At 53.4% G+C, this 22,690-nt stretch carries 29 protein-coding genes; all 29 read right to left on the bottom strand.

The window, feature by feature from the left end; all coding sequences use genetic code 11:
- On the bottom strand, nt 1-1,955 hold a 1,955-nt coding region (locus tag D5281_RS20685; RefSeq protein WP_277935509.1), incomplete at its 3' end, for a glycine-rich protein.
- Nucleotides 1,948-3,027 (bottom strand): hypothetical protein, encoded by a 1,080-nt coding sequence (locus tag D5281_RS20690; RefSeq protein WP_160561927.1) that lies wholly within the window; start codon nt 3,025-3,027, stop codon nt 1,948-1,950. The genes D5281_RS20690 and D5281_RS20685, both read right to left, overlap by 8 nt.
- Nucleotides 3,014-3,850, bottom strand: coding sequence for a phage distal tail protein domain-containing protein (locus D5281_RS20695; protein WP_160561928.1), 837 nt, complete (start codon nt 3,848-3,850; stop codon nt 3,014-3,016). Before D5281_RS20695 ends, D5281_RS20690 begins: the two co-directional genes overlap by 14 nt.
- On the bottom strand, nt 3,847-6,933 hold the full coding sequence (locus tag D5281_RS20700) for a phage tail tape measure protein (RefSeq protein WP_330585201.1): 3,087 nt from the start codon (nt 6,931-6,933) through the stop codon (nt 3,847-3,849). Before D5281_RS20700 ends, D5281_RS20695 begins: the two co-directional genes overlap by 4 nt.
- A gap of 145 nt (nt 6,934-7,078) precedes the next feature.
- On the bottom strand, nt 7,079-7,651 hold the full coding sequence (locus D5281_RS20705) for a hypothetical protein (RefSeq protein ID WP_016229186.1): 573 nt from the start codon (nt 7,649-7,651) through the stop codon (nt 7,079-7,081).
- A gap of 91 nt (nt 7,652-7,742) precedes the next feature.
- The gene (locus D5281_RS26085; protein ID WP_277935510.1) at nt 7,743-7,907 is read right to left on the bottom strand and encodes a hypothetical protein; all 165 of its coding nucleotides are present in this window, start codon (nt 7,905-7,907) and stop codon (nt 7,743-7,745) included.
- Nucleotides 7,904-8,281 carry a hypothetical protein gene (locus tag D5281_RS20710; RefSeq protein ID WP_016229187.1) on the bottom strand — a complete coding sequence of 126 codons (378 nt, stop codon included), beginning with the start codon at nt 8,279-8,281 and terminating at the stop codon, nt 7,904-7,906. The genes D5281_RS26085 and D5281_RS20710 overlap by 4 nt, the downstream gene beginning before the upstream one ends.
- A 16-nt stretch (nt 8,282-8,297) precedes the next feature.
- Nucleotides 8,298-8,894 (bottom strand): major tail protein, encoded by a 597-nt coding sequence (locus D5281_RS20715; protein WP_160561929.1) that lies wholly within the window; start codon nt 8,892-8,894, stop codon nt 8,298-8,300.
- Nucleotide 8,895: 1 nt separating this feature from the next.
- Complete coding sequence (locus D5281_RS20720) at nt 8,896-9,213, bottom strand: hypothetical protein (protein WP_160561930.1); 318 nt, start codon at nt 9,211-9,213, stop codon at nt 8,896-8,898.
- Nucleotides 9,210-9,593 carry an HK97 gp10 family phage protein gene (locus D5281_RS20725; RefSeq protein WP_160561931.1) on the bottom strand — a complete coding sequence of 128 codons (384 nt, stop codon included), beginning with the start codon at nt 9,591-9,593 and terminating at the stop codon, nt 9,210-9,212. The genes D5281_RS20720 and D5281_RS20725 overlap by 4 nt, the downstream gene beginning before the upstream one ends.
- A gap of 2 nt (nt 9,594-9,595) precedes the next feature.
- On the bottom strand, nt 9,596-9,928 hold the full coding sequence (locus D5281_RS20730; RefSeq protein WP_160561932.1) for a phage head closure protein: 333 nt from the start codon (nt 9,926-9,928) through the stop codon (nt 9,596-9,598).
- A complete protein-coding gene (locus D5281_RS20735; RefSeq protein WP_160561933.1) occupies nt 9,928-10,206 on the bottom strand; it encodes a head-tail connector protein in 279 nt (92 codons plus the stop codon). The genes D5281_RS20730 and D5281_RS20735 overlap by 1 nt, the downstream gene beginning before the upstream one ends.
- 17 nt (nt 10,207-10,223) lie before the next feature.
- Nucleotides 10,224-11,438 carry a phage major capsid protein gene (locus tag D5281_RS20740; RefSeq protein WP_160561934.1) on the bottom strand — a complete coding sequence of 405 codons (1,215 nt, stop codon included), beginning with the start codon at nt 11,436-11,438 and terminating at the stop codon, nt 10,224-10,226.
- Between the two features lie 21 nt (nt 11,439-11,459).
- Entirely contained in the window at nt 11,460-12,170 is a 711-nt protein-coding gene (locus D5281_RS20745) for a head maturation protease, ClpP-related (protein WP_160561935.1), read from the bottom strand.
- A gap of 65 nt (nt 12,171-12,235) precedes the next feature.
- Nucleotides 12,236-13,495, bottom strand: a complete 1,260-nt coding sequence (locus D5281_RS20750; RefSeq protein WP_160561936.1) for a phage portal protein — start codon at nt 13,493-13,495, stop codon at nt 12,236-12,238.
- Between the two features lie 15 nt (nt 13,496-13,510).
- Nucleotides 13,511-15,061 carry a terminase large subunit gene (locus D5281_RS20755; protein WP_330585204.1) on the bottom strand — a complete coding sequence of 517 codons (1,551 nt, stop codon included), beginning with the start codon at nt 15,059-15,061 and terminating at the stop codon, nt 13,511-13,513.
- On the bottom strand, nt 15,061-15,537 hold the full coding sequence (locus tag D5281_RS20760; protein ID WP_251210018.1) for a phage terminase small subunit P27 family: 477 nt from the start codon (nt 15,535-15,537) through the stop codon (nt 15,061-15,063). Before D5281_RS20760 ends, D5281_RS20755 begins: the two co-directional genes overlap by 1 nt.
- Nucleotides 15,538-15,617: 80 nt before the next feature.
- Nucleotides 15,618-15,812 carry a hypothetical protein gene (locus D5281_RS20765; protein ID WP_160254906.1) on the bottom strand — a complete coding sequence of 65 codons (195 nt, stop codon included), beginning with the start codon at nt 15,810-15,812 and terminating at the stop codon, nt 15,618-15,620.
- Nucleotides 15,813-15,832: 20 nt separating this feature from the next.
- Nucleotides 15,833-16,018 carry a hypothetical protein gene (locus D5281_RS20770; RefSeq protein WP_016229199.1) on the bottom strand — a complete coding sequence of 62 codons (186 nt, stop codon included), beginning with the start codon at nt 16,016-16,018 and terminating at the stop codon, nt 15,833-15,835.
- Nucleotides 16,019-16,032: 14 nt separating this feature from the next.
- A complete protein-coding gene (locus D5281_RS20775) occupies nt 16,033-16,269 on the bottom strand; it encodes a DUF7678 domain-containing protein (RefSeq protein ID WP_016229200.1) in 237 nt (78 codons plus the stop codon).
- A gap of 125 nt (nt 16,270-16,394) precedes the next feature.
- Nucleotides 16,395-16,805, bottom strand: a complete 411-nt coding sequence (locus D5281_RS20780; protein WP_160240472.1) for a hypothetical protein — start codon at nt 16,803-16,805, stop codon at nt 16,395-16,397.
- 14 nt (nt 16,806-16,819) lie between these two features.
- Entirely contained in the window at nt 16,820-17,008 is a 189-nt protein-coding gene (locus D5281_RS20785) for a hypothetical protein (protein WP_160561937.1), read from the bottom strand.
- A 158-nt stretch (nt 17,009-17,166) separates the two neighbouring features.
- Nucleotides 17,167-17,346: a DUF5049 domain-containing protein gene (locus D5281_RS20790; protein ID WP_160561938.1), complete on the bottom strand. Its 180-nt coding sequence runs from the start codon at nt 17,344-17,346 to the stop codon at nt 17,167-17,169.
- 29 nt (nt 17,347-17,375) lie between these two features.
- Entirely contained in the window at nt 17,376-17,594 is a 219-nt protein-coding gene (locus D5281_RS20795; RefSeq protein WP_016229204.1) for a hypothetical protein, read from the bottom strand.
- Between the two features lie 28 nt (nt 17,595-17,622).
- Nucleotides 17,623-18,021, bottom strand: coding sequence for a hypothetical protein (locus D5281_RS20800; RefSeq protein WP_160561939.1), 399 nt, complete (start codon nt 18,019-18,021; stop codon nt 17,623-17,625).
- Nucleotides 17,996-18,664 (bottom strand): gamma-glutamylcyclotransferase family protein, encoded by a 669-nt coding sequence (locus tag D5281_RS20805; RefSeq protein ID WP_160561940.1) that lies wholly within the window; start codon nt 18,662-18,664, stop codon nt 17,996-17,998. The genes D5281_RS20800 and D5281_RS20805 overlap by 26 nt, the downstream gene beginning before the upstream one ends.
- 77 nt (nt 18,665-18,741) lie before the next feature.
- A complete protein-coding gene (locus D5281_RS20810; RefSeq protein WP_160561941.1) occupies nt 18,742-19,632 on the bottom strand; it encodes an amidoligase family protein in 891 nt (296 codons plus the stop codon).
- Nucleotides 19,633-19,824: 192 nt separating this feature from the next.
- Nucleotides 19,825-20,709, bottom strand: a complete 885-nt coding sequence (locus D5281_RS20815) for a hypothetical protein (RefSeq protein ID WP_160561942.1) — start codon at nt 20,707-20,709, stop codon at nt 19,825-19,827.
- A gap of 91 nt (nt 20,710-20,800) precedes the next feature.
- On the bottom strand, nt 20,801-22,606 hold the full coding sequence (locus D5281_RS20820; RefSeq protein WP_330585205.1) for a DNA cytosine methyltransferase: 1,806 nt from the start codon (nt 22,604-22,606) through the stop codon (nt 20,801-20,803).
- Between the last annotated feature and the right edge of the window lie 84 nt (nt 22,607-22,690).

The following is a 22,690-nucleotide window of genomic DNA, read 5'->3' on the forward strand; positions in this document are numbered from 1 at the left end:
CATCCGCCACCACCGCCGGAAGAAGCGGTACCGCTTGATGAATAATAATCCCCAATGCCAAAGTTTTCAGATGGGCTGCTGCCTGTGGATATCTGCCGGCCTCCCAGCGCACCGCCGGAGCCGTTCCCGCCACGCTCCCCTCCGCCGTCTCCTCCCTTGTGGGCTGTCCCATTGTCGATTCCCCCGCCGCCTCCGCCTCCCGCCACGATCAGTATGCTGGAGCGGTTGGCATAGGACGGCCCGCTGGAACTGTTCGTGCCAAGACCATAAGGTTTTGTGGCCACATGGGTGGAACCGCCTCCTCCTGCCCCGTACTGCTTGCTGCTGGCATAATTGTAACCGTTCCCGCCTCCGTTTGCCCCATAAGATGTGCCGCTCGGTGATCCGCCGTTATAAACATAGATCACTTCATCCTTCTTCATCTTCTTATAGCCTTTGGAATGGCCGCCAAGCCCTCCTTCTGCCGTAAGGGAATCCACCTTCGCCGCAGCGCCGGAAGCGCCCCACACCTCAAACTCATAGATGCCGTCCTGGGGGATAACAAACTGCACATAATTCCCTGTGTAAGGGAAGTCATACTCCGTTGTTACCCACATAGCATAAAGGACTGCCTCTGCCGGAAATACTCCCATTTCTCCTGGCTTATACGATGGCGTGGAGAGGGAATCAATGCTCCATCCGCAGAAAGACATATTTTTTCTCGTGTAGGGGCTTGCCGGGACCGTGGTGGGTTCGCTCTGGGCATTCCCGTTGTTGTAATAGCAGTAGGCAGTGAAATTTTCCTTTGCCCCGGTTTCTGCAAGCGTCCCGCCATTGGGCATCAGCCCGATGGTCATCTGCTTTTTGAACACCGCATAAAGCATGACTGGTTCCTCTGAACTGATGATAAACTCGGAAAGCACTTTCTTTTCCGCAGAATTATCCTGCCGCCATCCCACAAAAGTGTATCCCTCCAGCGCGGCATCCGGGGCGGCGGCAATGGCATCCTTCCTGTCCGGCACAGTCCTTTCTAATGCATACCCCGTGTCGATCTGATATGTCACTTTGACACCCGCCGCATATACCCTGTCCTCTCCCACGAAAATCCGCGTCACCCTTTTTGTGGCTTCATCCTCATAACAGAGGTAAATGGTGGTGGCGCTGTAACTTTCCATTGCCCGGTACTCGTCAAGGCTCACCAGTTTCATCACAAGGCCGGTGCTGCTCATCATCTCCGTCACTCTTTCATCCAGAGTCTGCACAGACTCTCCGAGGGATGCATTGGAGGAAATGACACCGTCCAGCTCCCCGATGATATTTCTCGCAGTAAACACTGCTGTTCCGTCTAAAACTTTGTCGCCCACTTTGGTGATCCTCGAATATCCGGAAGGCTCCGATGCGGCTGTGGTGCCTGCCTGTGTGCAGACCAGCGTCGCCCACCCCGGAGCGCCCACTGCGGTCACCGCATCCCCTACGGAATAGGAAGTGGCACGGGTGAGCGTTTCCCCTCCGCCGCCTCCACCACCGCTCCCGGCTTTCAGCGTGGGGAATACTTTAGTCAGCCCGTCCAATCCTGCCGAAGATACCGTGAAGATGGCAAGTTCCAGATCATAGGATGAATTGTTGTAATTAATGTTCACATCCGCATCCAGCGGCGGAAGCTCCGCTGCCGCCTGCGCCAGTATCTTGATGGGTTCATCCGCATTTGACAGGTCAAGGTGGATATACACCCGCCCCTGCAGTGTCTCCCCCACATCCGCAAGGCGCACGTCAATCTCCGTTTCATACACCTCAAAGAACCGCCCACGGATCATGCCAAACCCCTGCGAGATATGCAGCACATTGCCCCTGGCATACGTCACTTCGCAGCCCTTGAAGATGCCGCTACCGGGGATCGCCGTCTCGTAGATGATGGCGTCATCCTGCGGTGTGACATTGCCGCCCTTATAGGTTTTCAGTGTGATATTATCAGCCATTCTCCTGCCTCCTTAAAATCTTAGTCAAATCCAGCCGCACCGTGCCGAACACCAGCTTTGTGTTCCTGCCCCGCTCCCTCCCGGTGAGGATGCTTCGGTAACTCTGCCCATCCGAGATGATGTCCGCCACCTGCCCGAATTCCAGTTCCTCCGGCTTCACCAAAGCGTCACCGTTCATCATAGTCAGTTCGATTAAGTTGGAATAGGATAAATTTGCGAACTTATTATGGGCGGCATTTATAGCTGCACTCTCAAAGCTGCTCCCCTCCTCATGGGAAACCGCCTGCATCTCACAGACCACCGGGGTAATGCGGTCACGGTCTTTCGTGTCATAGCCCAAATCCGGGTGGAGATAATACACCCTTTTTGTTTCATAATCAGAAGAATCATAAATCACCAGTTTATTCACATCGGCGCTGACCTGTTTTATCGTGACGCTCTTTTTGATGATGTTGGGAAGATCGCTCTCAATCGTAATTACCCCGGATGCCGCTTTCCCTACAACGATCTGCACTTCCCGGTTCTGGATATCCAGCTTTGTCCTTACAAGGATACTGTACTTTTCAATTGCCGGAATGATGACGGAATCAATCAGATTCACGATGTTGTAATGCCCGCCTTTGTCGGAGGGCGTGATGTGCAGGCTCCAGTCCTTTGTGGCCGTAACTGCGCTGACCGAAAGCCCTTTGATGTTCTGCATTTCGTCTTCATTGATGATAAACATTTCTTTTATCCTGTCACAGATGAACTGCTCCATGCTGCCCTGCCCCTGCAAATCCACATCAAACAGCACATCCGTATTCAGCAGTTCCATCAATGGCTTGTAGGAAATGGTCTGTAACTTCTTTGACTTATCCGTTCCATACCCTATTTCCGTCACGATTCCGGCATACTCCTCACCGCCCCGGCTGATGCGGATATAGTCCTGTTTCCTGATGCCGGACAGGGCAAGCACCGTGACCGTGTTCCCATCGGAAGATAAATAGTCCTCTTTATAGGTAATTTCGTTCACATTTGTGTTTCCCACCATCTCAAAATCCTGCGTGAAGATTTCCACGTTATACGGTTTCATAGCTGATCCTCCCCTCTACCATCACGTTTAAGATATTCAGCCCTTCATGCACCACGGAGATACGGTTGCTGCCGTACTGCAGGTGAAAGAAACGCTCCGTGGTAAAATCGCACATCTGGTAACGGTCAGCCACCACCTCATCACTGACGCCCCGCTCCGTAATGCTGTAGGGAATCTGCGTGGTGTCGATGACCAGCTTATGCCCGTCCGGGATGCTGCCCCCATACCTTCCCGTTTCATACAAAATATTATTTACATAGTGCTTCCACACCGGGTTTTTGCAGGGGCCGTACACCGTCACCTTACATGGGCTGTCCCCGTGGCTGTCGCTGTCGATCATCAGCGTGTTCTGCGTCACGTCCGCATAGGCATAGGTGTATTCGTAAGGGTAAATTTTCCCGCCGATGGAGAGCGTCCCGCTGTAGCCGGAAACATTCTTATAAAACAGCCCGGTTGCCGTGAAAGCCACCTCACAATCCAGCCCCGCTCCGCCAGTGATTAACTCACTCTTTGCGATTTCCGTCATCCGCACCGGAACACGGAACGCCTCCTCCATCTCATACACGAGGGTCAGCGGTACCGCCCGGACGAACCGGGAAAAAGCTCTATAATTGACATAGGCATTCCTGCCGCCAAAAAAGATGCGCCCGGTCATCACCCCCTGTGAGAATAATTCCTCCAGAGGGATGAAGTCCGTGCCGATCTGTTCATACTGCGTCCCGTCCTTATAGCCGAAGCCGCCAATGGAATGGAAAAAGGACGTCCGGGCGTTCAAATCCCATGACACCCCTTCCCCGTTTATAAGCCTGAATTTCCTGATCATGAATACGCCTTTCCCAGCTCCCGGTTCAGCCCGTCTGACAGTTCCCCGACCAGCACCCCGGAATCCAATACTACCTGGCTGTTTGCCAATCGCGGCAGATACTTTGTCACCACCTCATACATGGCATCCAGCCTTGCCGCCAGTGAAGCATTCCCGTTTCCGCCATTCTCAGCTGATGAGATGCTTTCCATTGCCCCTGTTGTTGGGATGAGCATTCCTGCCAGTTCCTTCATGGGGCCGGTCAGCTTTCCGAGGTTGCCTTTGATGCCTTTGCCGAGTAAATCAATCATATCCGGCATGAACGTGTGGAAGTTGGAAAGCGGCCCCTCGTCAGGCTCGGAGAAATGCAGGAAGGACGCAATGGTTCCCGCGATATCCTTCACACTGTCCACAAGACCGCTGACCTTTGACTTGATTCCGTCAATCAGACCGCCGATGATATCCTTGCCCCACTGCAATGCCTGTGAGGGCAGGCTCTTGATAAAATTAATCGCCGCATCGAATCCGCTCTTCACCGCCCCGGCAATACCGCTCATGGCGTTTTTGATGCCGGAGAGCAGGCTGTTGAACACATTTACAACCGCATCTTTCAGACCGCCCACGATACTGGTAACCGTGGATTTAATGGCATTCCAAACGGAAGTAATGACCTCTTTTATCGCACCCACCACGGAACTTACTGCGGATTTGATGGCTTCCCATGCTGCGGTGATGGCGCTCTTGATCGCCTCCATAATGGAAATGACCGCTGACTTGATGGCCTCCCATGCCGCCACAGCCACATTTTTTATCGCCTCGATTGCAGCCGATACCGCGCTCTTGATGGCTTCCCATGCGGCAATGACCGCAGAACGTATCGCCTCCATTGCCGTGGTGATGGCGCTCTTTATCGCCTCCCATGCGGAAACCACCACATCCTTAATGGCGGAAAGCACCGCCGTTACTGCTGACTTTATTGCTTCCCATACAGATGTGATTACACTGCGAATCGCCTCCATTACCGTGGTGACGGTATTCCTTATCGTCTCCCATGCGGAGGACAGGAAAGAGCCGATGGCATTTGTCACAGTCTCGATCACATTTTTTATAGCATTCCATACCGTGGAGACAACTGTCTGTATCACATTCAGCACGGTTGTAATAATCAGCTTATAAAACTCGAACCGCGCCACGATGAGCGTCTTTATCACATCCAGCACCGTCTGGAAGATGTTCTTTATCCCTTCCCACAGCCCGCTGAAAAAGTCTTTCAATCCGTTCCAGATGGCCTGCGCCGCCCCGGTGATGGCGTTCCAGATGTTGGAAAAGAAATCCTTCAATCCATTCCATACCGCAACAGCCGCTTCTTTGATCACGTTCCATAAGTTGATCCAGAACTCACGGAAGCCCTCGCAGTTATTCCACAGTGCCACAAAGATGGCAATCAGAGCCGCGATTGCCGCAATGACCAGCGTAACCGGGTTCGCCGCAAGGATGCCCCACAGCGCACTTAAGCCTCCGCCGATACTGGAAATGCCGCCGATCAGTGTCGGGATGAAGGTCATAATGCTGCCCACAGCGGAGACCACTTTCCCGATCACGATAAGCACGGGACCGATTGCCGCCGCAAGCAGGCCGATGGTGACGATGGTGTTCTTGGTGCCTTCATCCATGCCGTTCAGCTTATCCACGAATCCCTGCACCCATGTGACGATCTGGCGGATGGCGGGCATGAGGATTTCACCGAAAGAAATGGCCAGTTCTTCAAGCTGGCTTTTCAGGATGGTAAGCTGCCCGGCAAGGTTATCCTGCATGGTGGCCGCCATTTCCGCAGACTTCCCGTCACAGTTCGCTATGGCGCTGCTCACCTTTTCAATATCCGCAGGGGCAGCATTCATCAATGCGAGGAAGCCCGACATGGCATTTTTGCCAACCAAAGCCTCCGCCGCCGCTGCTTTCTCCGATTCGGACAATCCACCGAATGCCGTCCGGCAGTCAGCCAGGATGGCGCTTAAATCCCTCATGCTCCCGTCCGCATTGGTGGTGGCGATGGTGACCTCCCCGATGCTCGAACCGCAGATTTTCACTTCCCCGGAAAGGTTGCTCATGATGGTTCTAAGCGCAGTTCCGGCCTGCGTGGACTTGATGCCCGCATTGCCCATCAGCCCGATTGCCTCTGCGGTATCTTCTGCGGAGAAACCCAAAGCCCCGGCAATGGGCGCACAGTATTTGAAGGTCTCGCCCATCATGGAGACGTTGGTATTCGCATTGGAACTTGCCGCCGCAAGGATATCCGCGAAATGCCCGGAATCCGCTGCGGTAAGACCGAAAGCTGTAAGCGCATCCGTCACGATATCAGAGGTAGTTGCCAAGTCCTCCCCGGAGGCGGCGGCAAGGTTCATGATGCCCTCGATGCCGGAGAGCATATCCGAGGTTTTCCAGCCGGCCATCGCCATGTAGTTCATTGCCTCGGCTGCCTCAGATGCGGAGAACTTGGTCTTGCTCCCCATCTCCCTTGCCTTATCCCGGAGGGCATCAAGGTCTTTTCCCGTTGCCCCGGAAACCGCACCGACCTGGCTCATGGCGGTATCGAAGTCCGCCGCCGTCTTTACCGCCATCGTGCCAAGCCCCACAATGGGCGTGGTCACGGTCTTGGTGAGGGTAGTCCCCACGCCGGAAATCTTATCCCCAAGGTTCTTCAAGTCCTCGCCCACGGCAGAAATCTTCTGCACCGCCACCGCCGACTGGTTCGCCTGTTCTTCGAGGCTTTTCAGCTTTTCCTCGGTCTCGATGATCTCCCGCTGCAGGCCGTCATACTGCTCCTGTGTGATCTCCCCTTTTGCCAGTGCCTCATTTGCCTGCTCCGCAGCGGCTTTCAGGGTTTCCAGCTTTTCCTTCGTCTCCCGTACCGCCTGCGCAAGGAGCCTGTGCTTCTGTGCCAGCAGTTCCGTGTTGCCGGGGTCCAGCTTTAAGAGTCGCTCCACGTCCCGGAGCTGTGACTGCGTAGTGCGTATCTCCCCGTTTACCCCTTTCAGCGCGGCGGTCAGCTTTGTGGTGTCACCGCCGATTTCCACCGTGATTCCCTGTATCCTTGACGCACCCACCCAAAGCACCTCCCCATAACGAAAAAAGGAAGCCCAAAGGCTCCCTGAAAAAAGCGTAAAAAAAGACACCTGCCGTTATGGCAAGTGCCTATGTAAGAATTCTATTCTATTTTTCTACTGTTGTATCAGCCCTGCAAATGAGAAGTTATCTTTTTCTATCGCTTAAAATTTTTTCATTGAATCTATCAAGAAATTCTTTGGAATTGACCCATGTAAGACTCCCATCCTCATTTGTGAAATCATAACCAGACAATTCATATAATGCAGTTGCACAAATATATTCATACATTCCCGCATTCGGACTTTTGTAGATAATCCAATATAACGGCTTCATAGCCGACTCACCCATATTCAGCACTTCATTATATTGTTCACTGTCAAATACCCTTGTCCAACCTTCAGTTATCACTATTTCTGGATTTTCCCGCTCTGCTTCGACTTCTTCTTCAACTAATGCTCGAAGTTTCGTAGCAACTGCTTCTAATACTTCTGCATCTAAATTTTCCAAATAAAGTTCCTCATTAACTCCATCCTCTGTAATTTCAAGCCAACTCAAAGAATCTGTTTCAATAATTTCCTGCGATTCAATATGTTGATTTTTAGTTTCTTCTACCTGCTGAGTTGTATCAGCAGAAATATCTTCAACATCTTTATGGTTACATGATGTTATAAGGAATAAAAAAATTATAATACCAATCATTGAAGTAATCTTTTTCATGAATGTTTTCCTCCGATAAATTGCGACTTGTAAGTCATACTTACAGCCCTTTTCCACTACCAATCATAGCAGAAAAAGGCTGTTTTTTCAATCAAAATGCGTCCATTGCGGCCTGATCGCCAAGTACAGCGTAGGAAAATGAGTCGTTCCTGCTTTCGCAGTACATATCATTGATAAGCCCAATGGAGAGCAGGTCAAGGTCTGCCATCGAAAGCCCTAGCTGCACACACCGCAGAAGGAACAGCGGCGTGGTCATTTCCCGCTCAGTTGGGCGAAGTTTTTTTTAGCCTCCACATCCGTCTGCACGTTCAACCCCCACAGCTCTATCAATTGCGGAAGAACCTGGTAGATGGAAAATGTGTTGAAACCGTCCAGCCACTCATCCACTTCATTGGGAATCTGTGGGTCGGCGTGCTTCGCCATCGTGTAGGCGATATTCTCGAACATCTCCAATGAGAACAGATCAAGGTTGGAGTTTTCCTCATCCCCCTCCCCTATGCTCTTTTCCAGAATCCGCAAATCCTTATAAATATCACGCTGGAACTTCAAACGGTAAATCCTCGGAATTGCCGCCGATGCCTTGAAAAGTACATCCTGCCCGTCAATCTCTATCTTCCTTACAATGCTCATATCCTTTCAGCCTCCTTCATCCCTGTCCTTCTGTTTCTGCTTCCACCGCTTTGGGTTCCGGCAGATATACGGATTTATACCAGTTGGCATACGTCTCCGCAGATGTCCTGTTCCCGCTCTTGGCTTTCACATAGCCGCTTGCCAGCGGGCGCGCCTTGATGGTCAGCGTCTCGGTCTGCACCTCCCGGCTCTCTTCATTGGTCTTGCCCTCGATCTTGGGGCGGCTTGCGGAACAGTTATACAGCACATGGCGTATCTTGCGGATGTCACCGTCAAACTCAAAGAGCAGCGCAAAAGCCGCCGTCTCAGAATGGGCGTTCTCCACCAATACTTCATTATTATCCGCTTCCTCTTTCAACACATCCGTGCGGAAACTTTCAGGAATCAAAGCCAGTTCCAGATCGCCGTCATAGCCCATGTTGTTGGCTATGATGTAATACTCGATGCCGTCCGCATAGAACGATTCCGGCTCCCCGTTGGGGTCCAGTGCGATGGAAACCGCACCAGGCATTGCCACGGGCGTCTCAAACCCGGTCTCCCCATTCTCCTGTGTTTTCTGCAAAGCGTAATGGCAGTTGCAGATGTTGAATTTCACTTTATTGTTGTTCTTCATTTCAGACCTCCATTTCATACAGGACTTCGTACAGTTTTTCTGACTCTATCCACGTTTCCGATTTCCCATAGAAAATACCGTGCTTCAAAAGCACCGCCTCTATGGTTTCTTCCAGTTCCGGGTTTTTCAGATCGGTGTACAGTTCAATGTCAAGCTGGTTTATTTTGAAATACGCGATCCCATCCGCCGCGAAATTGTCGGCTTTGGGATATAGGAATACAAGGAATGGCGGCTCCGGGGATTCGCCTTCCACGAAATGGTCATAGGCAAAAGGCAGCTTCATTTCCTCCATCATCTTCAATACTTCTTCGTGCTTCATCCTTCCAGCCCCCTTTTGATGCCTTCCTCCAGTTCCCGGATGCCCGCCTGTTCTGCAGGGGCGATATGGGGGAATGCCCGGACTCTCCCACCGCCACGCTTGGCATGGCCTTTCTCCAGAAGATGGGTAAGCTGGTAACGCTTTTTGTTATGCACCACCAGTTCCAGAGAATTGGCGGTTTCTTTCTGCTTCTTCACCGCCCACCCTTTTTTGTACTGCCCCGTCCGAACGGGCGCATTGGCTTTCACTTCCGTTTTGACCGTGTTCCCGGCTTTGGTGACGCAGTCCTTCATCACGTCCGTGGCAAGCCCGGCATACTCAATCAGGCCGTCCATGACCGCCTCCGCCATCTGCTCGATGGATACTTTCTTTTCAGACATCCCTACCTCTTTTCCAAAGCCGCCCGCAGCTTTATAGTTTTATTCTGGTATTTCACGTTGTCAATGAACGTGATGTTATACACCTGCCCCCGGAACAGGATGCGGAAATGCTCCGTGTCAATGGCGGCGGCTTCGCTGCAATAGCGGATGAGGAAAAACACTTCCTTCTCCGCATTAAGCTGTGCCGCCTCCCAATACTCCTTCCCGGAAAGGTTGTTCACATAGGCATGGCAGGTGTAGTAATCCTGCCATTCCAGCACATGGTTCCCCGCTTTGTCATTGCCCGCCACGCTCTTCTGAATGATTATCCTGTCCTTCCATTCCCCAAGTGCCATCAGAACACCTCTTTCCGTATGCCAAACAGCAGGGAGCGCAGCGTCTGAACTAATTCCCCGTGGTCAGCCTGCTCCCGGTGTTCATAAAGGTAGGCGGCGGCATAGAGGACGGCAATCCGCGCCATCGGGAGGTTCGCTTCCAGCTCTGATTTCTCCATCCGCGCCACATCCGCACACAGCCTCTCCCCGGTCTCAATCAATCCCGAAATAAAGGAATCTTCATCACTGCTGTCCACCCGGAGATACTGTTTTGTCTCCTTCAATGTCAGAACCGCCATCCATGCCGTCTCCCTTCTTATGATGCTGATGATGCAGAAGATTTCACCTTCATGGTCTTTACCGCTTCGGCAAGGATCAGTTTGCCGTCCACACGCTGTGAGGCAAGGAATCCCACCTGCCCGGTGGCCGCAAACAGTTCATTCAGACGTTTGAAGGAGCGCCCCTGCCTGTCGGCAATCCAGTAGTAAGAGAAATCACCGAATGCCATCACCTTGCTGCCCGCCGCCACTTCCGGCACATAGGAGGAAGTGTGGTAAGGGCGGTTTAAGATCATGTCCGGCACCCCTGCCTGCACGGAAGGCTGCCAGATATAATTCCCATTGTTATCTTTCAGTTTCCGCAGGGCTTTCACGGTGGTGTCATTCAATAACCACACTGCCTTTTTACGGTAAGGCGCTTTCAGGGAATAGAAAAGGTCCATCACGTCATCAAAGGTGATGTTGGCCGTGGCGGTGGTCACGCCATCGGAAGCGCCGCCTGTGGCATTTAAAATACCTGTAGGCTTGCCCTTGCCGTCCCCAATGAAAAAGGCTTCCTCCTCCTTGGTGCCAATCCTGCGCCCGAACTCCTTGGAGATGTAAGCCTCTAAGTTGAATACATTGTCATTTAACAGTTCATCCGATACCTTGATCATGGTCGCCACCTTGAAAGCGCCGATGGAGACCTGCCCGAAGGAATCATCCGATTCCGGGTATGCCCCTTCCTCGTCAATCCATGCCGCCTCGCCTTTGGATGCCACCACAGGAATCTTCCTGTCGCCGCTGGAGGTCTGGATGACGGTGGCAAGGCTGCGGAAACAGTTTTCTTCCTCCAATGCTTCCACTAAGGTGTGTTCAAACTCATCCGGCACAAGATAGCCGCCCTCGGAATCTGTTCCCACCTGCAGGGCGTTCTCCACATCGAAGAAGTTCTTCCTGCGCATGGTGTTCCAGAACGTCCTCCTGTAATTATCCGTTGCCCTGCCCGTCTTTTCCTCCCCGTCCGGGTGGTTGTTGGGCTTGTTGGTGATTGGTTCGGAGGTGGGCTTGCTTAATTCCGCGTCAATGGCGGCCTGCCGCTCCAGGCGCTCGATCTCTTTCCCAAGATCGACTACCTCTTTCTCCATCTTCTCATAGGCGGCGGTGTCCTCTGCGGAAAGCAGACCATCCTCCCCGCGCTTGCTGTCGAGGAACTTCTTCGCCGCCTCCCATGCCTTTGCCCGTTTTTCCCTCAGTTCTAAAATCTTACTCATAACATTTCCCTCCATAAATTTTTAATGTGATAACAGTTGCAGCCTTTTTTCCAGTTGCTCTATTGGTACCTTTGCCTCCGGCTTTTTGGGGATGAGTTTGGTCAGCAGGGAATTGGTCACTGCCGTCCGGGAGAACATCATCCCCTCCAATGCCATATCCTCTGGTTCATCCGTACTTTCCCCTTCATGCAGGATGCCGTCCGCAAAGCCAAGCTCCACGGCTTTCTTTGCATTGAACCAAGACTCCGCATCCATGAGGTGTGAAATCCTCTTACGGTCCATCCCGGTCTTGATCTCGTAGGCGTTCATGATGCCCTCCTTCACTTCATTCAGCATCTCTCCCGCTTTCTGCATCTCTTTGGAATCCCCGATTGCTACCGTAATCGGATTATGGATCATCATCATTGCCAGCGGCGACATCAGCACTGTGGTACCCGCCATAGCGATGACGGACGCTGCCGAAGCCGCCAGTGCGTCCACCTTCACGGTCACATCGCCCTTATACTCCATGAGCATGTTGTAAATCTGTGCCGCGGCGTACACATCGCCGCCCGGTGAATTGATCCATACGGTGATGTTCCCGCTCCCGGCATTCAGCTCCTTTGCGAACAGCGCAGGCGTCACCTCATCCCCGTACCACGTCTCATCCGAAATCTCACCGTTCAGCACGAGGGTGCGCTCTTCCACCCCGCCCGCATCATTTTTGATCCAGTTCCAGAACTTCCTTTTCATTCCTGCTAACCTCGCTTTCTGCATAGAAAAAACAGGCAGAACACCGCCCGCCTGTTTCTATATATTTATTCCTCCTGTGACTCCCCCGGAATTCTCCCGAAAAGCCCTGCGTCCTTTAATCGGCATAGGTTCCCGTTGGTGAGAAAAAATTCACCACCCTCCTCCACGGGTATCAAATCCATGCTTTCCAGCCGCCGTATATCATTCGGACACATAAACCCATTCTGGATGCCGATGGAGTAACCCTTCATCCTGCTTTCATAATCGCCCCGGAGCAGGCCGTCCACGTTCATCTTCACGAAATATTCTTTTTTCTCCTGCGGAAGGAACAATGCTTTCTGTATGGACTGCTCCCACCGGATCACCCACGGGTCTAAGGTATATTTCACGAATTCCAGTGACTGCTGTTCGATGTTGGAAAAGCTGCTCTTGTCAAGGTCGCCCACCATGTGCGGCGGGATGCGGTACAGCCGCGCGATCTCGTCTATCTGGAACTTCCGTGTTTCCAAAAACTGCGCTTCCTCCGGGGGAATCCCTACCTGTTGAAATTTCATCCCCTCTTCCAAAACGGCCACACGTCCGGCATTCTTGGAGCCGCCGTAAACGGAATGCCAGCTCTCTCTTATCTTCGCCGGGTCCTTCAATACCCCCGGATGCTCCAGCACACCGCCCGGCGTAGCCCCGTTCTCGAAAAAGGACGCACCGTATTCCTCGCAGGCAAGTGTCATGCCCACCGCGTTCTTTGCCATAGCGATGGGCGAATACCCCACCAGCCCGTCAAAACCAAGACCGGGGATATGCAGCACATCCTCCGGCCTTAAGCGCACCCTGCCGTATTCAGAAAAGTTGGGGTTCTCGTCCGTATTCCGGGTGTAAGTGTAGAAAAGCCGCCCATGCTCGTCACGGTCAACCTCCATCTTGTCCGGGAGCAATGGATATAAAGATAACACCCTGCCGCTCCCATCCCGGATGATCTGCGCGTAGGCATTGCCCCATATGAGAAGGTGGCTCATCAGCGTCTCCCGGAACACGAAGGAAGTCATCTCCGGGTTCGGCTCGTCATGGAGTAAATAATATAATGGGTGGTCATACACACGTTCCTTCCCGGTCTCCGTATAGCGGTACACATGGATGGGGAGCGATGCAACCGCCTCCGCCAGTATCCGCACACAGGAATAGACCGCCGTGGTCTGCATGGCGGTACGCTCATTCACATTTTTCCCGCTGGTGCTTCTCCCAAAGAAAAAGGAATAGACCGAACCGCCGTAGCTGTCCTTTGGCTTATCCCTCGCACCCCTCATTCCAAAAATGGATGGCAGTTTCATAGGCACCTCCCTACATCAAATCGTCAGAATCCCTCTTTCATCGTACACACTTCCCGTGCTGATGCCGCCGTTCCGTATCGCACGGTCTAATCCCATTATTGTTGCCACAGCACCGTCAATCTTCTCCGTGGACTTCTCCTTGTCCGGCTTGATGTTCCCCGCCGGGTCTGTGCGGACGAAGATGTTATCCATCATCCACCGCAGGACGGGATGCCCGCCGTGGGCAATGTTCTTCTCCAGCACCAGCTCCATCAGCCGCTTGGTGGGCGGCGACATATCTTTAAAGCCCTGCCCGAAGGGAACCACCGTAAAGCCAAGCCCCTCCAGGTTCTGCACCATCTGAACAGCGCCCCACCTGTCGAATGCGATCTCTTTGATATGAAATTTCTTTCCGAGATCATCAATGAAATTCTCTATAAAACCATAATGGATCACGTTGCCCTCCGTGGTATGCAGGAATCCCTGCTTCTCCCACACGTCATAAGGCACATGGTCACGGCGCACACGCAGGCGCATATTTTCTTCCGGTATCCAGAAGTACGGAAGTAAAATATATTTCTCCGTGTCATTTCTCGGAGGGAATACCAGGACAAAAGCGGTGATGTCAATGGAACTGGATAAATCCAAGCCTCCGTAACATTCCCGCCCCAGCACTTCCCGCTCATCCACGGGGAAGGCGCAGGCATCCCATTTCTCCATCTGCATCCACCTTGTGGACTGCTTCACCCACTGGTTCAGACGGAGCTGCCGGAATATATTTTCCTCTGCCGGATTGTCTTTGGCACTGAGATAGGCATTCCGCACTTTCTCAATGTCAATGGTATGCCCCAGCGAGGGGTTCGCTTTCCTCCACACATCCTCCGATGACCAGTCCGCATCATCGGACGCGCCATAGATCACAGGGTAAAATGTAGGGTCTGTCTTCCTGCCCTGCAGGATGTCCTCCGCCTTCTGGTGCTGCTCGAAACAGACGGAATGGCGGTCTGTGCCTGCAGTGGTAATTAAAAAGAATAAAGGCTGCGTCCTGGCATCGCCGGAACCTTTGGTCATGACATCGAACAGCTCCCGGTTCGGCTGGCTGTGCAGCTCGTCAAAAATAACAGCGTGTACATTCAGACCATGCTTCGTATATGCCTCTGCCGAAAGCACCTGATAAAAACTATTCGTTGGCTTATACACCAGCCGCTTTACCGACATAACGGGCTTGATGCGCTTTTTCAGTGCCGGACACTGCTCCACCATATCCACCGCCACGTCAAAGACGATGGATGCCTGCTGTCGGTCAGAGGCACAGCCGTAAACCTCTGCGCCCCACTCATTATCGCCGCAGGTCATATATAACGCCACGCCCGCCGCCAGTTCCGATTTCCCGTTTTTCTTCGGGATTTCCACATAGGCGGTGTTGTACTGCCGGTACCCGTTCTCCTTCACCGTGCCGAACACATCCCGGATGATCGCCTCCTGCCACGGGAGCAGTTCAAAGGGCTGCCCCCGCCATTTCCCTTTGGTATGTTTCAGGCAGTTAATGAAGTCTACCGTCCGTTTCGCCTTTTCCTCATCAAACACTATCCCCCGCCTCCCTTAAAGAGCAAAAGCTCCATCGTGTCACTCTCTTTATCCTCGCCGTTATCCGCAACGATCCGGCTCCGGGAGGAAGGGGTAAGGCCGAACTGCTCGCAGAAACGGTTCATGATCTTTAAATAGGTCTGCGCGATGGATACCTGCGGAACCTGCTGCCAGTAGCCGGATGGGGTCTTCACGATGGTGCCGTGCTGTGTGATGAATTCTTCGGCCTCCTTCCATCTGGCATATGCCTGGCAGTACCCGGCGAATGCCGCCATGTCTATTTCCGTGAGGATGCCCAGCTTCTCCATCTGCCCCGCCATCCGCTTCCATTCTTTCTTTGCCTCGCCCTCCAGCCATGCCGGACAGCGGGGCGCTTTCTTTTCCGGCTTCGGCTCGCCCGTGTTAAGGCTGCGCTTGCCGGGGTTGCCCTCCAGCGCCTTGACCGCCGTGGGCTTGGGTTTCCTTCCGCTCTGCACCTGTGCCGCCTCCTTCCCTTAAATTTCCGCAGCAGAAAAGGGCTCCCGGAGGAACCCTTTCCGCTGCTATGTATGTGCTTTTATCTGACCACTATCTTATGGCCCATGACTGTTTTTATCTCTTTTGCGGAAAAATTCCTTGCGTCGCTGTCCGCCCTCGGTTTTACGTTTGCAATGGCTTCCTCCGCGTCCTTCCCCACCGAAAGCATCTGCCTCGGTAACAAATCTGAAAATGTGTAGTTCCATTCGTAGTAATCCACCCTGTATAGTTTCATCCTCTTTCCCTCCTCTGCCTTTATCCCTGTTCCGGGAGCGCGTCCGCCGCTGCCCTCGCCGCTGTCAGTGCGTTCTCTTCATAAAAATATGGGTCAACGCTGCGGGAAACCTCCGCGCCGTTTTTGTCATGGACGCTGAATCCAAACCCAAGCGCCTCATCATCCCATTCTGTCTGCAAATCATATCCGTTGTAAATTTCCTTCATCGTGTTTTTCCCTCCTAGTTGTATTCCATGATCAGGATCGCCAGCGCCGCTTTTGTTGCGTCATCCTCCGGCTCGCAGTCCCATCCCCTGTCATAGCAGCAGGTGGTCTTCCCGTCTATCTTTATGGCCAGCTTGGAAATCCTCCCGCCGTCAATCCCGTACCTGCTTCCTTCCTCATAATGCTTTACCGTATAGCTGCAGGCTGTCATCCTTCCGTCCTGCGGTATCCCGATTACCCCTTTTCTTACCATCCTTTTTCCCTCCGTTTTCCTTTTGTTAGACACATGTTACCTCTGAACGAAGGTATTATCCACTTATATCTGCTTCATAAATGTACCAGAGATAACAGCCGGGAATTGTGTACATTATGGCGCGGCTAGATCTCCACGCCATCCTCCTTGAGCATCTGCCTGCATTCCTCCAGCAGCGCCTTCCAGTCCGGCCTGATGTTTTTGGGGAAATGGTAGATGTAGGAATATTCCCTGCTTGGCTGCGACCATTCGAAGAAATAATCCGGGTTGATCCGCTTCCCTGTCTCCTCATGCATCTCCAGTTCAAAACGGTATCTTACCCACCAGTCCCGCTCATCTTCGAACTCCGCTTTCCTTACCGGCTTTACAAGGCGGTACCTGTTGTATTTTTTATCATCGTCCTCCACCAGCTCGCCCTTCACCCATCTGTACCCGTTCCCTATTGTGCAGAACAAATGGTTTAAGCAGTGTTTCCTTGTGGGGAATATTGACGGGTAAAAATCCGCCATGAACTGTAATGTATCTTCTGCCCTCATCCTCTTTTCCTCCCTTATTTCAAAAAGTTGGCTGTTGCAACCCTGATCTCATGCTGCTTTCCCCAAATGTGGTTCAGTATCATGTAGTTTGATGCGTCCAGCCGGTTCTTTGCCCAGACCTTGACGGTCTTCATTTCCTTTGTTCCCTTCGGTGTGTAGTCGATCTCGAAAAGTATCGCCCCTTCAAATTTCCTGTTCAGCATCCTGTTTCCCTCCGTTTTCCTTTTGGTAGTACACATGTTACCTCTGGATGCAGGTATTATCCACTTATATCTGCTTCATAAATGTACCAAAGATAATGGCTGGGAATTGTGTACATTATGGTGGGCGGCATCCCTTCCCGGAAAGCCGCCCCGCCGTGTCATTCCTTGCCCGTAAGGACAAAATCCCAATAGGACTCCCTGTTTTCCTCGATAAAAAGCACCAGTTCATAAAAGCCCCTGTCAAACGCGGCCCGCTGCACCGCCGCCATCTCACACATGTTGGCCGCCCCGCTGTCGCGGACTGCGAATATCTGTTCTTTTATTTTCTCCGTCAGCATCCCTTTCCCTCCCGAAAATTTATGGCGGATTACGAGAACTCCACCATATGTAAGGTCTTGCACACTCGCCTGTATTCGCCGTGCCTTAACGCCTGCTTACTGCTGTGCCGGACCTTCCTGTTCAGGTACTTCTTGTTAAGGGAAATGCCCCGGCGCAGCTCGCCCCTCATGCTGTAGGAGCCATTTCCCCGCTGCCAGCAGTTGCGCTTCTGGTGTGCATTTCCCGGTGATTTTTGCTGCATCGCCATATCAATCCGCCTCCTTTCCATGCCGCATTCATTTTTTCTTCACACCGCGTGTCCTGACCTCATAGGCCGCCCCGATACGCTTCCCGTTATAATCCTCGCAGCTCACGAATCCCTCGCCGTACATTCCAGAGTTGATGTTGATGTATCCGCACTGCTGTATCTCATCCACTCCTTCCGGGTGGTAATAGACCGGGTACTGGCAGTTGTTGCCGATACCGTAGGCGTGGGTGACGGTGTTCCCGATACTCATCCTGTAATATTCCAGATAAGCGCCGAGCTTCTTTTTCAGCAGGTGCATCTGCACCCTGTCCGTCCCCCATTCATAGCGTACTATTTCTTCCACGTTGAGGGCATCCATGAACTCCCCGACTGCCGCCGCCATCGTCTCCTGCATCGCATCATCATATACAATCCGCATCCTGCGCACCCCCGTTCCCCCGCAGGGATGCCAAAGCCGCCTCACGGCTGCGGAACATCCTGCCTGTGGATACGCGGTAGAAATTCTGCGCCCTGTCGGTAAGCTCAAAATACCTGCCGTCATACCCCTGCACGGTGTACTGGTTTGTCAGCCCCTTTTTCTTATGGGTCAGCAGGAAGCAGGTGTCGCCTGTCCGCCAGCCGCCCGGAAGCGCCCTGTCCGGCCTGCATTCCCTGCAGGCGGTTTCCAGCGTCTCCATCGGGAACCCGAATTTCTCATAGGCGCGTTCCAGCACTCCGTAGTAAGCGCCGCCGGGTTCGCCCAGCCGCCTCCGCTCGTCCATGATGTAGGCCATCGCCGTCACTTCCTGCCCGCCGAGGCTCACCGTCAGGTCCTTTTTGTAGTAAAAGGAAGGGAAGCCCTCGTAGCGGTCAAGGCTTGCCTCGTCCGCCTCCCCGATCTCCCAGACCAGCGCCGGCACCCTGCCGCCCTCCTGCGGCTCTATGGTGGCGTATGCCCCCGTCAGCGAGCCTTTGAACAGCAGGCGGTAACCTTCCACCTCCGTCTGCCCCAGAAGCCGCGCTGTGGGGCACCTGTGGGCCATCTGCCCCTCGTCCATGTTGCTGCCGTAAGCAATGTAGCGTTTCTTCATAATCACATCATCCTTTCATTTTTTAGTGAGGCTGCCCTCCTACTGCCTTAAGGGCGGTCTCCCGCCCGTTATGGCCTTCAAGCCGCGTTCCGCCATGCGGAGTTGCCTTCCAGGTGTTTCAGGAAGTGGAGCCTGCAGGTCTTGAACTCGTCCCCGCTTAAGCCCAGCCGGAGCATCCAGCACCGGAATGCGTATTTTTCGTTGTCGGTCACAGTCTTCCTTGCGGAGGCTTTCTTCTGCGTCAGCGCCTGGTGGCTCACCGCAAGGCAGAACTGTATGTATGCTTTTATCTCGCCCGCGTGGGTGGTGCTGTTGAAAAGCCGGAACTCAACCGTCCCTTTGGTGAAGGTCGAATGCAGGTTCAGCCCGTGGTACCTTGTATCGTTGTAATGCTCGTCCCTGCCCCTTGTGGAGCCTGCGTACCAGATGTCCTTCAAGGCTTCCATCGTCTGCGGCTTCCTGCGGTTGATGGCCTCCAGCAGTTCCCCGTTGGTCTTTTTGCACCACCGCATCCTCGCCGGGTCTATCCGCAGGGCTTTGTAAAGGATGTCCTCCTTGCTCGCTATGATGTTCACCAGGTTCCGCAGGGTCTGCGGCGTGTAGCGGCTGGCGTCCACATGGATGTGGATGCCGCACTGGCCGTTTACAAAAGCCCCTTTTTGCCTTAGCTGTCTCACCACCTCCTGCAAATCCGGCAGGTCTTCGTAGGTAAGGATGGGGCTGACGATCTCGCATTTGTATTCGTCCGCTGCCCGCACCGTGCGCCCGCCGCTCTTTTTCTGTGCGATGATGCTGGAGTCGAAAGTGGCTTTCCATGTCCTGCCCTGCCGGTCCTTTGCCCCGTAGGTCTTGTAGTAGGTGCCGATGTAAAAGCTCTCTGTCCCGAAATATTCTGCGATGGCCTCCGCTGCCTTTTCCCTTGTAATGCCCGTCATTTCAATCTCGATCCCGAATCTCTGTGTCCTCATGTGCGTTTCCTCCTTGCGCTTGCTTTTCTTTTGGTAGTCTATTAATCACTCTGAACGCACTGTTTATCCACTTATTTCTGCTCATAATGTACACAAAGATTCTTGGGGAAAAGGCCGTAAATTTGTGTGTTTTACAGCCTTTTTAGCTGTGTTAGTACGGGTATCTTCTATGGTATAAATGCGGGCGGCGGTTTACTCCATTCCCTTTTCAAAACTCTGGTTCACCTGCTCAATCAGGACCGCGTCCGCCACCGTCTCCGCAAGCTGCGCCTCCGGCTGCCCTGCCGCTTCCACCGCCGCCTGCAGCCTTGCCGCCTCCCGCTCGTTCCTGCGGGCTTCCTGCCACCTCTGTTTGTTTGCCTCGGTGCGGAAAGCGGAATGCCCTTTCAGGTTCTTAAGCAGGAGGTTCCTGACCTCTTTTCCCTCCGCGCCGCCGAAGCCCAGGCGCAGGAGCCATATCCTCATGTAGTATTTCTCGTTTTCCTCGATGGTCTCATCCGGCCTGATGCGTTTCTGCTCCTTTGCCTGCTGCGCCATCGCCGCTGTAAGGTGCGTGAATGCCCGTATCATGTCGGGGTCGTTGACGGCGGGGAGGGTGAATGCCGCTTTCCCGTCCGGGAAGCTGATGCCTCTGCATCCTTCCGCATGGTTTTGGAATGTCTGCAGGAAAGTTTCCGCATCGGGAATCTCCGCGCTGCCGAGCGCCTCCACCAGTTCCGCGGGAATCCGGAAGACCTCTTCCGCAAAGGCGCGGTTGATAAGGTACTGCTTGCTGTGGATGAGGTAAATGAGGTTCTTAAGCCCCTCCGCGCTCATGCCCTCCACCGGGAGGCTGACCGTTGTTTCATCCACCTCCGTGTGGGGCGTTTCGATAAGGCCCTGCTCCAAAAGCCCTGCCGTCACCAGCTCCGCCGTCTTTTCATCCTCCGTCTCCACCGCGCCGCTCCTGTCGATGGTGCAGTTCCCGATCTGGTAGCTGCAGGTAGGAACTCCCATGTACTTTGAGGGCTGCCCTAAAATCCCGCTGACTGCCTTTACTACATCTTTCCTGTTTGCTGCATTCGTCTCAATCCTCATCCTTTTTTCCTCCGTTTTCGTGTTTTCCCTTTCGGTATTACATTAATCACTCTGAATGGGGATAAAAGCAACATAAATGTCAGAATAAATGTCACAATAAAAAATCCGGGAACTGTGCATAGTACACAATGCCGCAAAGCACGAAATACACGTTCGGTAAGGCGCAGCCATTCCCCCACATACGGTACTCTGCGGAATCGGAATGGGGATTTTTCAGCCATTTCCTTATCTGGCTGTCGGACTTCGGTTTACTGGAGGTGCCTATAACTTTACGGTGGGTCTCGAACACCTCCCGCCAGAATGCCATTTCTTCTTCCGTGGGATTCTCCGTACCCAGCCCGTCACACCACCAGTCCGGGAACCCCTGCAGCCTCGCGCATTCCGTGGGGGTCAGCCTGCGAACGATATAGTCTGGCTGTACTATATGGTAGTCACCGCTGAACGCCTCCTGGTTGCCCAGCCACTGCTTGGAGCCCATGCTTGCGGAGAGCGTGCCGAACACCTCCTTGCCGGATGCGGTCTGCACGTCATTGATGACGGGCGGGTCCTTGTAATCCGTAGCCACCAGCGTGTTTGCCAGTTCCTTTTCCGCCCGCGTGAAATGGGAATTCTTGCTCGTGCAGTAGGTGGGGTATGCCACCGCATGGCGGTCTGCCCCGGTCAGGCTGAAACACACGTCCTCATTCACCCCGCTGCCCTGCGGCCCGTTCTTATCATCCCTGCCGATCATGGAGCCCTGCACCGCAACTACAGCGATGCCGCCCTGATTCGAGGACGGATTATTACAGTTACAGTCAAGTGTCCGTGCGGTCTGCGCCTCATAAAAACCGCTGTGCGGATTGCCGGATTTCATGGCGTTGCTCTCTTTGGAGCAGATGCCGAATGCCTGCACCACAAGCTCATTGCAGCGGCTCTCTCCTATATCGAAAGTATTCAGCGTATTTGCCACTTCCCCGTCCTTCCATGTGGGTGCTTCCTCCGCAGAGTGCGGGCGCATCCCTTTGCAGAAAGGCACGAACACGGTCTGGTCATTGTTGCAGGAAAGGGTGGCCGACTTGTCATCCTGTATCAGCGCGCCTTTCCCTCCATTTCCACCCCCGGCGCGGATTTTCAGCGTCTTTGGCGTTTCCACCACAAAGGGCTGGTTGTTCCCGCCCATGCCGTAGGTGGCATTGACCGTGGGCGCGGTCTCCAAAGGCCCCGTGTATCTCGTATCCTGAGAGTGGTTTTCAAATACTGCCTGCTCCAGCACACACGGGGGATGGTGCGCCTCCGCCCTTAAGGTACACGTCACGTCATCGGTCACGTCCATGCGGCTTCCGCCCTGGTCGTTTAAACAGATGCCGCCTGCCGCTCCAATGCCCTCCGCAGCACTTCCGGCAGCTCCTTGCCACGCACGGAAGCCCTGCGGAGTATACCCTGACACGCCTTCGGACTCAAATAATACCTTTCCGGCACTCCCGCCTGCAAAATCTGCGACAAGGTAGATGCGTTTCCTACGTTGGGGGACGCCCCACAGGCAGGCATCGAATACCCGCCACGCGAGGGAAAACCCGTCTGCCATGACGCATCCGGCATTCGCCCATTTTCCTTTTGGAGGTCGAGGTACAGAAATGTCCCCGGCTTTAATGGAGCAGACCGCGTTAAGGACTGCCCTGAAATCCTCCCCGCCATTTGAGGAGAATGCCCCCGGCACATTCTCCCATACGATAAATCTTGGGTATCTCCCATCTGTCGCACACCTCATTTCCTTTATGATCCTGATTGCCTGAAAAAATAAACTGGACTGCTTCCCGTCAAGCCCTGCACGTTTTCCCGCTATTGAGATGTCCGTGCAAGGCGAGCCGGATGTTATGATATCAACAGGTTCTATTTCATCCCCGCGGATGCTGTTCACGTCACCGTAATGTTGTTAATAACTTCATGAGCTGTCACAGATTCAATCTTATCCGCTGTCACAAATCTGCTCATTTTCCTGTCA

It is taken from the genome of Parablautia muri (assembly GCF_009917485.1).
In the GTDB taxonomy this organism is placed as follows: Bacteria; Bacillota; Clostridia; order Lachnospirales; family Lachnospiraceae; genus Suilimivivens; species Suilimivivens muri.